This window comes from Escherichia sp. E1130, assembly GCF_005781065.1.
GTDB lineage: Bacteria > Pseudomonadota > Gammaproteobacteria > Enterobacterales > Enterobacteriaceae > Escherichia.
The window spans coordinates 1-13,934 of the sequence record NZ_VATL01000053.1 but is presented as its reverse complement, the minus strand read 5'-3'; the positions used below and the strand labels follow the sequence as shown (position 1 = coordinate 13,934).

Sequence of the window (13,934 nt, the reverse complement as noted above, 5' to 3'; positions counted from 1 at the left end):
GTTTAAATTGACCAGAACAATACGGCGCTCACTTAACGCTTACCCACGAATTAAATAATGGCCGCACATTAAAAGTGCGGAAGCTTCTTTAATATCACAGAAAAACAGTATTTTACCTGACGAATCCTTAATGTGACAGAGCCTTCCCTCCGCCATCACGGCGGTTTTTTTTACCCCCCCCTGTAGCGAAGCATGAATTTTTGTCTATGCTGAAAATTCATGCCGTTGCGTCTGGGTTATTTTCACACTCTGGTCAGGGAACACCCGATGGCTTCAGACACTCAACATATCGTTCAGAATCATTGCGGGGGAAACCTCCAAGGATACACTGCTGCTAATCCTCCGTCACGCTTCTTCATCACATCATTATGCATCCCGCAGAACACAGGGTCTCTCTCATTAATTCAGAACGGAATGCGATGTGTGTTCAGGCCATTACCGGCACCGGAAAGCAACCGCTCGCGACCGCGGGGCAGTTTTCACGCGCAGAGCTGCATTAGCAACAGGGTAAACAATATCGCTGCACATTTACTGACGGGATGCACGCACCGGCCCGGAAAGCATCGCGGGATTTGTGCATCCCGGGAAACAGGGGGCTGGTTAGAAAGTCCTTTTCTGCTGGCGCTCCTCTGCATCATTCGGCCCCTTCCGGGCAGATACAATTTTCATGATGATGACAATACGTTTTCTGACCTTAACCACTCTCCCTGCTTAACCCAGCCAGCAGGGTATACCTAACCGTAAGGAACTGTTATGACTGCGGAACAAAACACCACGCTCAATACCATTACCGGTGCGCTCGGCGTAAAAAGCAAAGCTGCGCTTGCCCAGTACAGTCCGGCCGAAATAGACCTCCGCATGCGGGATGCAAAACAGGAATGCAGCTGGTCTGGCCTGCAGGAATTGCACGCGGAGGCGAAAAAAGAGTATGACGACCTGCGCATCATGGAAAAAAACATTCTGACCCGCGCTTCTCCGCTGCTGCCGCAGGCGGTGAAACTGGGGCTGAAGCACCCGGGAGTGTCCCTGCAGGATTATGAGGAGTGGTTTGGCTGGCATGCGGCACAGTACGCCAGTCCTGGAGACGTATCCTCCATGTTTTCACCGGCAGCGTACCTGACGGCACTGTACAGGGAGGCCCGGGAACTTTATTCGGCAACTTCGGTATGGCACATTGACCAGCGCCGGCCTGACCTGAAGGACCTGGTGCTGAGCCAGAAGAACATGGATACCGAAGTCAGTGCGCTGAGCCTGTCGAATGAAATTCTGCTGGAGCGCACCCGCGAGGCCATGAAGCCACCTGAAGGGGGGGAAACCCCGACGGAAAATGCAGCCCTGGAGGTGTTGTCCGGGCATGTCACCAGCAGCGGCACGCCGTATCATCGCCATTACAGCCGGTTGCGTCAGGCACGTTTTCAGAAGGACCCGGCATTTAAACAGCTGCAGTCTGCGCCGGCGGTGACAAAACATCTGAGTGGCCCGGCACTGGCTGCGATGTATTACGATATTCCTCCGGCGCTGTACCGGCTGCTGACGGATGAAATACCGGCTGATGAAGAGCTGGCAAAAGAAAAATTCAAAGCGTATTTCGGGAATATGCCCGCAGAAATGTTGATGCAGCCCCTGGTGCTGCGCCAGTGGTTTGGGCTGACGGATGATGAATTGATGTCTTTCATTCCTCTGAATGAATATGTGGACAATGTATTGGTATCGTTAACACCTGAGGGGGTTACCAGGGTCGTTATGAATTCCCCCAGTGAATCAAAAGGCTTTTTGCATTTTGTAAGGATCTATCCCCAGACATCTACTTTGTGGCGTGCCGTTTATAGTTTGAAAACTGATTCAGTTTTCGGTGCTTATCTTAATATTCCGGCTGAACCTGAGTCAGGTAATGAATTCGCCAGTCCTAAATGGTTGGCACCCAATATCCCAATACATGCGGGGGAATTGGTGATAAGAGATATGGATATCAGTACAGCTTTTTATGATCATCCTGAAAACAATCCACCAAAGGCAAAACGTTTCTTAGCTAATTATAGCGAAACTGAAAATAACAAAATGAATTATATATGGGTAGCTTGCCATAAAGCGGGCGAGGCGCAGGGCGGGACTAATGAAAAAGTTTTTTTCACCCTTACCACCTTGCCCACAACTCAATTTTTACTCAAACTTAACAAAGCTATACGCTTGTACAAAGCCACCGGACTCTCTCCGCGCGTGCTGGAAGATATCGTCAACAGCGTTAACCCTGACCAGATAACTGACGATACTCTGACCCTGCTGTTCCGTACCCACCTGCTGATGCAGCGCTATGGCATTTCCCATGAAGATGCACTGGTAATGGCAAAAGGCCGGATATCGATGGTCGAACATGGGAATGAACCCAGTCATTTTGACCGGCTGTTTAATTTACCTTCTCGGAGTAAAGGCGATTTTTATCCCGAAATAAAACCCCACATATTCCTGTTGCCAGAGAAGGCAGAAGATGATTGGGAAATTAAGGCAGTTCTCAAACGGGCGTTTCAGACAGATGATATCGGGCTGGCTGCGCTGTGGCAGGTTTATGCCAGCAATTCAACTGGACATCAGTTCTATCTTAGTCTTAAAGATATTTCAGGGATGTACGCTATCAGCCTGTGGGCTCGCTTGCACGGACTGACCCCGCAGTCACTTCTGTCGTTACTCACTCTAATGGGATTACCAAATCAACTATGGAATGCGCAGGTCGGAGTCTGGAATGAGTTGCTTGAAAAACTCCATTCAGTTGTCAACTGGCTCAATGCCCGCAACTGGACGGTACACGACCTGCACATTATGACCCGGGATGTCACGACTATCCCGGCCAGCACGGAAATCACCAACTTTATCGAACAGGTGCGGGCAGTTGTTGCTGGCAGTGAGTTACCCGAAAAGCCTGTTCTTAACGATTACATGCAGGCACTTAACCCGCTGGTCACGGCCACCTTCAGCCTGAACAGTGAAACAGCGGGTGCGGCTCTGCTGAACTGGGTAAATCAGGCTGAGCCTGAAGGTCTGGATGTTGCCGGATTCTGGGCGGCACTGACAGAGCCGACAGCATTGAAAAAGAAAAAAACAGCAAAATCTGCAGGTGTCACTGCTTTTGCTTATGCTCTGGCGCAGATGGCGTTGATTTACCACGCAACCAAAATTACGCCGGACGCCATGGCGCTGTTTGTCGGTAAGCCAGCGGCGCTGGCGGCAGGTGCCGGGAATGGCCCGCTGAACCGCAGTGTGAGCGTGATTATGGCTCTGGAAGCCTTCAGTCAGTGGCTGAAAACACTGCCGGATGCCGCCGGAGCGGGAGGTATCACTGGTGCCCTGGGGGGCGAAGGTATTCCGGTGGCAGTGCTGGCTCAGGTGACCGGTATCAGTGACGTGGTTATCACCCAGGCGATAGCTGCCATGGCTGCGCAGGGGGCAGTTCCGGCTGTGGAAGTGCTTTCCGGCTGGGATGTCCTGCAGACTGTTCTGCAGTGGGTCAGCCTGTCTGAGGGGTTTGGTGTGACGCCAGTCTCCATTGCGCAGATGCTGGCGTTGACCGGTGATTATTCACCACCTGAAGCGGTTGCTGAAGGAGAAGATGTGCCACCGGAAATCACCTGGGATACGTGGCAATACGTGGCGGATGCGTTCGCGGCAGGTCTGTCGCCTGTACAGGTGCAGGCAGTGGAGGATGCGATAGCACAGCCTTTAAGTTCGGCAATGTGCGGATATTTGCTTGGCGTGAATATATTCTCCGGAACGGCTATATCGGACCGCGAAGCCCTGTTCCGCTACCTGCTGGCGGATAACCTTAACGGCCCTCAGATCAGGACTTCGCGACTGGCGGAAGCCATTACGTCGTTGCAACTGTTTATTCACCGAACCTTGTCCGCCCCGGAGGGAGGGGACACGGTACTTGATGAGGCGTTTGGCCGACAGTTTATTCTCGACTGGACACAGTGGAATGCCCGCTACAGTACCTGGGCGGCGGGGCAGAAACTGATGTATTACCCGGAAAACTTTATTGACCCGACAGTGCGCCTGGGTCAAACGCAAATGATGGATGAGATGCTGCAGACGCTCGGGCAGGCGCAGATTAACACCGATACGGTGGGCGATGCCTTTATGGGCTATCTGACCGGGTTTGAGGAGGTGGCCAACCTGGAAACCGTCAATGGTTACCACGACAACCTGAATGATAATGCAGGGAAAACCTGGTTTATCGGCCGTAGTGAATCCGCACCTTATACGTGGTGGTGGAGGGCGGTGGATGAGGGTAAACGAAGTGTGGAAGGTATACTCCCGGCCAATGCCTGGACGGGATGGGAGAAGATAAGTATCACGCCTGAAGCATGGGGTAACCTGATTCGCCCTGTGGTTTATAAAGAGCGCCTGTATCTTATCTGGGTGGAAAGGCAGGATACGCCCAGGCAGGATGAGGGGGTTCCACAGTGGCGTTATATGCTTAAGATTTCAGGAAAACGCTATGACGGTAACTGGTCGGTGCCTGTAACAATTAATATACCGGATGAAAAGGCTAACCCTGCAGAAAAGGACGCTTTCAGGTGGGATGAAAAAATGCCGGAAATGTATGTGAGTGCCTGGCCGACAATGGAAACGTTTTTTGTATTATTTTATGATAAATCACAAAGTTCACTTGATGAACTGACTGTCCCGTTTGGATATAAGATTTTTGACAATATGCAGTTTGTGGATTTTAATGACGGAGGGGAATATGACGAGATATTAAAGCTCCTTTCAGGGCAGCTGGATTTAGGTGAAAGACGCGCCATTCCGATGCAATTTTCCCGAGCGGAAATACAAAGTGAACATCAGTTTAATTACTCCGGGCTAAGGCCGGATAAATATAAAGAATTTTCATTAACCCTTCAGGGTGAACCTATTGTTTCCAGCCATAATGAAACCGGGACGTATGATGTCAGTCTGAATGTTAATCTGGCTCTTGAATATAATTCATCTGTTTTCTGGCAGTCAGTCGCAAGTCATTCGGCATTTCAGTATATGATTGAGCTTGAGGGCATCAAGGACATGCTTGCAGCTACAAGCTATTATAATTGTGTGTATGACGAAAACTGTTTCTATTTTGCCAGCGAAGGAGGTCTCTTCAATGACTATGGAGGTATATTTCTGGCGATAAAAAAAACGAATCAGAATGGAGGGTACATATTTACTGCCGATGTGTACTTTAATGACCAGTCATTTGTTTTCGTCAATATATTCTATTTTGTGAAAGAGGCAATAATCGCTGGAACGCGTTGTTATATATTCTATCATCCCATGTATCAACTTAAGTTGAAAACTTTATATAAAGTGGTTCTTCGTTACGGCGACAGACCTACTTTTGAATATGTGGTTTCGTCAGATGGGTTTCGGGGTTCGTCTATTGATAAGCCTTCCTTTGAATCCGGATTAATAAAAAAGGATGATATTTTAATTAAATACCAAGGGATCAGGACAATACGCGCACCATATGATTGGGATATGACTAAGATTTATTCAAATGATTATTCAATTGAGGTGAAGGGGATTAGTTCTGATAACTGGGAGGGCAATGTAGAGTTTAATCAGGCACTGATAATTGTTGTTGGTGGTGAGCAAAGGGAATACCGACTACGATTCTATAAGGCAAAAAAAAATGCCATTATTGCCCAACTATGTGGTGATACATCATCAGCACAATATCTGCAATACGATATTTATCGTACACGCCTGAATACCCTTTTTGCTCGCCAGTTGACTGAAAGGGCGGTTAATGGCATTGATGCCATTCTTACCTATGAGACCCAACTGATTAATGAACCAGCGCCCGGTCAGGGGCGCTACGTCAACATTGTCTTGCCTAAATGGGAAGACACATACGCCAGTCGGTCTGTCGTCATTAGTATCCGCAATGTTGGCAACGCACCCGACACGACTCTCAAAACTATGTGGAGAGGAATGCTGTTGGATACACCGCAGTCTGTAAGATTTTTTGTGCCATGCAGCGGTAATAACAGTACCGGAATTAAGTTCCCGGCTGATGAGAAGAATATTGCACTGGATATCATCCTGGATCAGCCAAAATCGCGTAAGGCTGGTGAATTCCATACTACATTTTCCGACACAAAGGAGGAACTGACGGGGTTCAGCTATACACCTGACGATTCTTTCCAACCGAATATTTCTGTTACTGTACTGGCTGACAAGAGTGAGCCAATGGACTTTTCCGGTGCCAACGCCATCTATTTCTGGGAACTGTTCTACTACACCCCGATGATGGTGATGCAGCGCTTCCTGCAGGAAGAGCGCCATGATCTGGCTGAAAAATGGCTGAAATATATCTTTAGTCCCTCCGGCTACATTGTGCAGGGGGGGCGGGATAAACGGATGTGGAACACCCGTCCACTGGAGGAAGACACCTCCTGGAACAGCGAGCCGCTGAAGTCTTACGACCCGGATGCGGTGGCACAGAACGACCCGATGCACTACAAGCTTAACGCTTTCATGCGTCTGCTGGATATCACCATCGGCAAAGGGGATGTGGCTTACCGTAAACTTGAGCGCGATACCCTGTCTGAGGCTAAAGTCTGGTACGGTCGTGCACTGAGCCTGCTCGGGGACGCGCCGTGGATTGAGCAAAATCAGGGCTGGGGTGACCCGGTGCTGAGCACGGCAGCGTCTGCGCAGGCGTTGACCGATCGCATCGATGCACTGAGCCAGATGGCGCAGAATATTCGCCGTCACAAGGATATTCCGCTGACCGCTGTGGCCGGCAGCACGCTGTTCTTCCCTGAATCCAATGAGGTCATACTGGGCTACTGGGAGACCCTGCGTATCCGTCTCTACAACCTGCGTCATAACCTGACCCTTGACGGCAAACCGTTGAACCTGCCCCTGTACGCGACACCGGCTGACCCGAAAGCCCTGCTGGCGGCTGCGGTGGCTGCTGAAGGGGGAAGCGGCAGCGGATTGCCGACTGTCGACTCCATTCCAGCCCTGCGCTTTACCCCGATGCTGGAGAGTGCGCGTGCAATGGCCTCGCAGTTGATTCAGTTTGGCAGCAGCATGCAGCAGATATTGCTCAGTCAGGATGCAGAGGCACTGGCAGAACTGCTCAGCACCCAGGGCGCTGAACTGGCAGGCAGCAGTCTGTCGCTGCAGAAGCAGACCCTGAATGAGCTGGCGGCCGAGCGCCTGACGCTGGAAAAATCCCTTGAGTCCGCCACCACCCGTCGGGATCATTACCGGTCGCTGTATCAGGAAAACATCAACGCCCGTGAAAACCACGCCATGAACCTGCTGACCAGCTCCCAGCTCCTCAGCGCGGGTATCAAGCCGCTGTATGTGGCGGGTGCGGTGGCGGGGGTTGCCCCGAACATCTTTGGCCTGGCTAACGGGGGGATGAAGTATGAAGGACCTCTGAATGCGGCGGGAATTGGTATGGAGATCGCCGCGAGTGCGCTGAACATCGCCGGTCAGCGTATTACCCAGGAAGAGCAGTACCGCCGTCGCCGCGAGGAGTGGGACATCCAGCATCGCGCTGCAGAGAAAGAAATGGGTGTGATTCAGGCGCAGCTTGACGCGCTGACGGTACGTGAAACTTCAGCACAGATGCAGATTGCGCATATGGAAACCCAGGAAGCGCATGCGAAGGCACAACTGGCACTGTTCCGGAGCAAGTTTACCGGCAAGGCCATGTACAGCTGGCTGCGCGGACGTCTGGCGACCATCTTCTATCAGTACTACGACCTGACGGCTTCCCTGTGTCTGATGGCGCAGAAATCCCTGCAGTACGAAACCGGTGATGTGACCAAATCCTGGCTGAAAACCGGCACCTGGAACGGGGCGTGGGCGGGGCTGATGGCCGGTGAGGGGCTGATGCTGAGTCTGGCGCAAATGGAGCTGGCATGGATGAAACACCAGAAGCGTGAGCTGGAGGTGACGCGCACCGTATCGCTGGCGGAACTGTTTGATGCGCAGGGCGGTGATATGACATTCGTTCAGGCTGTTAAAAAAGCACTCGGGAGTGGCGCGCATGCTGACGAAGGCGGCATTAAAGTGGGGCTGACAAATGGCGAACTGGTTGTTCACTTTAATCTGCAGGAGCTGAATGTGGCACCGGACTATGCGGGTGAAACGTTACGGGTGCGTAGTATGGCCGTCACCCTGCCGGCGCTGCTGGGGCCGTACCAGAATGTGATGGGACAGATGTACATCAGTGGCGGCGAGGTTAACCTTCCAGTGGGATGTGAGCGGTGCGCCATTTCACATGCCCTGCAGGACAACGGTATGTTCATGCAGGATGGTACGGGTGACCCGCGCTGGGGCGCCCGCTGGCTGCCGTTTGAGGGGGTGAATATTAATCAGGAGGGTATAAACATGACACTTAGCTTCGCGGATGCGCTGGGTGACCAGAAGTCCCTGCTGGAGAGCCTGAATGACGTTATTCTGCATATCCAGTTTACCGTTCGCTGAGGAGAGTGATAATCATGGCTGATGTATCACAGAACGGCGCCCGGGAAAGCAGTTTCTTTACCCCACCATCGCTCCCTAAGGGGGGCGGTACCCTCACCGGCAGCGGTGGGGCGTTGCAGGCGGGCGGACCGGACGGGGTGGCGGGCTGGAGCATTCCCCTGCCGGTCTCCGCCGGCCGGGGTTTTGCCCCTGAGCTGGCGCTTAATTACAGCAGTGCCGGGGGCAACAGTGAATTTGGTCTGGGCTGGCAGCTGCCGGTCCCGGTCATTCGCCGGGATACCCGTAAAGGTGTCCCGAAGTATGATGATGACGATATCATTTTGGCGCCGGACGGTACGGATTTGTTGCGCCACGGGGAAATGCGCCAGGAGCGGTTCCTGCCGTTTTCAGCTTCGGGTAAGAACTGGTATAACGTCATTCCGTATATCTCCCGCTTCGGGGGGATTTCCACTCGTTATGAGTGCTGGACGGAACTGGTCGAAGGGGCCATTCCCTTCTGGATACAGTTTTTATCTGATGGCGGCCTGGCGCTGTATGGCTGGACGGCGGAGGCCCGCCTGAGCGATGGTGATAATCGTGTGGCGGAGTGGCGTCTTGACGAACAGATGACGGCACGTGGTGAGCATATTGTCTGGGCCTGGCGGAATGATAGTCACGGAAATCTTGCCTCTGAAGAGCGGAGTCGCCCGGGTGTTAATCGTTACCTGAGCGGGGTGTACTGGGGGAATAAGGAGCCGGCACTTCATTTCTTACGTCCGGTTAGCGGGGATCCAACTATGCAGGACAGCGCCATATGGTTTTGCTGTCTGCGTTTTGACTACGGAGAGCGCACGACGCCGGTAGACCTGGTGCCTCCTTACTACGCTCCTCCCGATAACTGGTCAGGACGTCCCGATGCGTTTACGCATTACCGGTATGGTTTCTCGGTACGTACCAGACGGCTGTGTCGCGACATTCTGCTGTATCATCGCACCGGGCTGATGGCTGGCGGGACTGATACGAAGGAAACGCTGGTTTCCCGCCTGCATCTCACCCATGAGATATCTCCCTCCGTCAGCTGGCTGTCGGCAGCGCAGGTGATGGCGTACGATCCGGATGCGAACAATGCTCCGGTGACAACCCCTCCGGTGGAGTTTAACCTGTCGCAGCCGTCACCGTTACCGGCCAGCGCATCCGCCTGGCAGTACCGTGATGACCTTGACGGCTTCTCATACCAGTACTGGCAGATGGCTGACCTGATGGGGGAGGGGCTGACCGGGCTGCTGTATCAGGATTCGGGCGGGTGGTGGTATCGTGCCCCGGTGCGTGACACCCGCGAGGGGGCAGGGCCTGATGCGCTCACCTGGGCTACCCCCAGAAAACTGGAGCGTATTCCGTCCCTGGCGGGCTGGCGACTGATGGACCTGAACGGCGACGGGCGTCCGGAGAGCGTGGTGTCACTGCCGGGTGTAACCGGCAGCTTCACGCTGAACGCCGATGCGCAGTGGCAGGGTTTTGTGCCCTTCGGGGCCATTCCGGCAGAGTTTCTGCATTCGCAGATGCAGATTGCAGACCTGACGGGCGCGGGCCTGAGTGACCTGGTGATGGTGGGGCCGCGCAGCGTGCGCCTGTGGCCCTCGGATGGCAATACGGGCTGGAAAAGGGTTGTCAGCGAGCACTATGGTGGCTCACGGCCTCTGCCGATCGGCAACAGTGAAAACAGTCTGGTGCTGTTTTCAGATATCCCGGGCAGCGGTCAGCAGCATCTGACGGAAATCACACCGGACTGTGTGCGCTACTGGCCTTCGCTGGGGCACGGTAAGTTCGGCGAGGTCGTTGAACTGAAAGGGTTCAGCGTGCCTCAGAAGGTGTTCTGCGCCGGTAATATCTATCTGGCCGACACGGACGGTTCCGGCACACCGGATATTCTGTATCTGGAGCATGACGGTATCAGGGTCTTTATGAACGAAAGCGGGAACCGCTTTACGGAGGCCGGGGTTATCCCGCTGCCGGAGGGAATTCATGGTGATGACCTCTGCACCCTGCAGGTGTCCGATATCCAGGGGCTGGGCGTGGCCAGTTTGCTGCTGACGGCGCCGCATAGTCTGAAGGGCCTGAAGCCCCGTAGCTGGCTGCTGAACCTCAATACTGTCAAACCCTGGCTGCTGATTGAAACCAGTGACAATGGAGGCGGCCGGACGCTGCTGGAATACCGCAGTTCCGCTCAGGGCTGGCTGGACGAAAAAGCCGGACGTCAGCGCGACGGGGAACGCACCCCGGTCAGCTACCTGCCATTCCCGGTGCATACGGTCAGCCGTATCACTCAAGTCAACGACATCACCGGCCTGGTGCTGGGCAGTGAAACCCGCTATCTGGGTGGTGTGTGGGACGGTGAGGAGCGGGAGTTTGCCGGCTTCACCCGTCTTATTCAGTGTGATACCCATGAGCGGACGGCCGGCACGGCCGCGGAAATCTCCCCGCCGGCAGAGATACGCAGCTGGTTTATGACCGGGTTGCGGGAGCATGACGCAGTCCTGAGCAGCACGTACGGCGGTCTCAGCGAGCTTCCGCACAAACCGGTACGCTTTACCCGCTGGAATGAGGGGGAAGGCCGGGAGGAGGCATTCTCACCGGGCACTGAAGGGGAGGTCTGGCTGCGACGCGCCCTGCGCGGGGTGCCGGTGCGGACCGAAACGTACGGTCTGGATGGCAGTGACAGGGAACGCATTCCCTACAGCGTGACCGTGCAGCGCTGGCAGGTGCGGGCATACAGTACGGAGAATGCAGATAAGCCGGCTGCACTTGCCTCCCCGCTGGAGAGCCTGAGCTACAGCTGTGAGCGTATTTCGCAGGACCCGGTCATTTCGCAGAGTCTCCTTCTGACGCAGGATAAATACGGTAATACTCTTGAGAGTGTGACCCTGAACTATCCGCGCAGGCTTTCACCGGGACAGCTGGAGGCAGAAGAAACGGCTCGAGCCATTTACCCGGCCTCCCTGCCGGAAGGTATCATCAGGGAAAGTACCGACACCCAGCAATATGACTGCTGGCTGAACCTGACACGGGCCACGGTGCACAACCTGGATGACGGACAGGTGTTTGTTACGGGACTGCCGGAGCAGACCCGCACTGATGTCATCTGGTACGGCACGACACACCCGGACGGTAATCCGGAGGGGCGGGCAAATCACGATATGCCGGGCGAAGGTTTCAGCGTGGAGTTTCTGCTGCAGGAAACCGGGGTGGAAGGTACGCCGGTCAGAAAAATCGACAGTCTGCTCGCCACTGCGGGCTCCGTGGCTATGACCGGATACAGTAAAACCCACTGGCGCAGCGCAGTTGACGGTGTAACCCTGCAGGATCAACCGGACCGCCAGGCGCTGGTCGCCTTTACCGAAACCGCGATGCACGATAAACAGTCTCTTGATGTCCTGAGGCCGGTGTTTGACCAGACCCTGCGCGACCTGGTGTTCGATGTACTCAACGACACTACCGGGCAGAAAGACCCTGCGGTGCTGACACGGGTACGTGATCGCCTCCCGGAACCCGTGCCCGGAGCGTTACTGTATCAGGCTTTTTTCGCTGCTACAGAAAACCGACAACGTGACAGTGATGTCATCGACGTGCTGAAAAAGATAACCACAGGGCGGATTGACCGGCGGGTGCTGATGACTTATGTGCTTGAGGCTCCCGCGTCGCTGATACCAGAAGAGAAGAAGAAAGCCATTGATCCGAACGGTGGGGTTCCTGCTGAATGGCTGTGGTACGCGGTCAGGGAATATATCACAGATGATATCTCGTGGGAGTGGTTGTGGTATGGCGCCCGTCAGTATACCGGAGATGGTGGTGCCGATGAGTCGGACGGTGGGATGCCATCAGAGTGGTTGTGGTATGAGGTTATCCGGTGGTTGGCGGTTGTAGATGCACTGAATGAACGAACCGTGCGAAAGGGGAAAGCGACCGAGTCATTGCTGCCTGACACTCTGTTCTGGCAGGCGGTGACCGGCAGCGAAAATAACATTCCGGGTATGCGCGAGTTTCTGAGCCAGCGCGTGCAGGAGGAAACTCTGGAGCAGTTGCTGGAACGCGGCGGGTATCATCCGGTAAATGTTCCGTTCAGCCCGGCGGTAAGCGACGTCCGGAGCGGCTGGCATAACCACACGGAGTACCACTCCGCAGACGCTTTCTGGTTGCCGAAGGCGGTGCGGGAGAGTGACCGGGTTAAAGCGACTGACCTGACTTACACCGACCACTGGCTGACGGTGAAGCAGGCCACCGATGAAGTCAGCCATTTTACCGCAGTGGACGCGTTTGACTGGCGGTTCCTGAGCCCGGTGAAAGTGAAGGATATCAACGACAATATTGCGGAAGCGAAGCTGGATGCGCTGGGCCGGACCGTCTGGCACCGTTTCTACGGTACGGAAACTCCGGTGGTGACCGATGAAGCAGGATACAGACGGTTAAGCGACACGCCGGTTAAGGTGGGTTATGCGCCCCTTAAAGACATTCAGTTCACCCCGCCGGCCACGGTGGAGGCGGCGCTGGCGCTTAACGCCAATAAAGGCGTGCCGGTGCATGAGGCCTTCACCCCGGTGACCGACAGCTGGATGCCGCTGAGTTTTGATGTGGAGGGTAACCTGACCGGAGAACGCTGCGGCGAGCTGGCCTGGCGGCGGCGAGTGCAGCAACTGGCCGGGGACCACATCATGCAACCGGATATAATGAATACCCGCACGCCGCCGCACATTATCCGTATTCAGACAGACCGCTATGACAGTGACCCGGAACAGCAGGTTCGCGTACAGGTGACGCTGCACGGGGGCGGACAGGTGCTGCAGACGGCGGCGCTGAGCCCGGCGGGCGAGGCATTTGTGCGTACGGAAGCGGGCGGACTTGAGGCCGGCAGTGACGGGAAGGCCGTCACCGCACAGGCAGACGTTCGCTGGGCCGTGACCGGCAAAACCGAGTTTGACAACAAGGGGCAGGCGATCCGCGTCTGGTTGCCGTTCTACCTGAACGACTGGCGGTGGGTCAGTGACGACAGCGCGAGGGACGGGATTTATGCCGACACTCATGTGTATGACGCTGCCGGGCGGGAAGTTAAGGTTGTCCGCGCAGCCGGGGAGGATGTGGATGGTGTGTGGGCGAACTATCTGCGCCGGTCGCAGGCGAACCCGTGGTTTACGGTCCAGGAAGATGAGAACGACACCTGGGCTGAGGTGATTGAGAATGCGAAACGTAAAAAGTCACTGCACTGAACCTGATACTGGAGGAGTCTCTGATGACTGATGTGGTTGACTAAACCGGACACTAAACTTACATCCATAACGGAGGTGTTTAGTGATGAAAAAGAGAACATTTACCCCTGAGTTTAAAAAGGAAGCGGTGGCCCTGGTCAATGAGCAGGGCTACACCATCGCCAAGGCTGCAGTATCGCTGGGGATCAACGACAGAACGCTGAGGGGATGGGTTGTTGG

2 protein-coding genes are annotated in these 13,934 nt (G+C 54.7%); both read left to right on the top strand.

Annotated elements, in window-relative coordinates; genetic code table 11:
* Window positions 1–753 precede the first annotated feature (753 nt).
* Window positions 754–8,478: a neuraminidase-like domain-containing protein gene (locus FEK66_RS24750; protein WP_138211641.1), complete on the top strand. Its 7,725-nt coding sequence runs from the start codon at window positions 754–756 to the stop codon at window positions 8,476–8,478.
* 14 nt (window positions 8,479–8,492) lie between these two features.
* Window positions 8,493–13,715 carry a SpvB/TcaC N-terminal domain-containing protein gene (locus FEK66_RS24745; protein ID WP_138211640.1) on the top strand — a complete coding sequence of 1,741 codons (5,223 nt, stop codon included), beginning with the start codon at window positions 8,493–8,495 and terminating at the stop codon, window positions 13,713–13,715.
* The last annotated feature ends 219 nt before the right edge of the window (window positions 13,716–13,934 follow it).

Coding starts and splice junctions, on each gene's coding strand:
- FEK66_RS24750 (WP_138211641.1), top strand. CDS start 754: ATGACTGCGGAACAAAACACCACGCTCAATACCATTACCGGTGCGCTC.
- FEK66_RS24745 (WP_138211640.1), top strand. CDS start 8,493: ATGGCTGATGTATCACAGAACGGCGCCCGGGAAAGCAGTTTCTTTACC.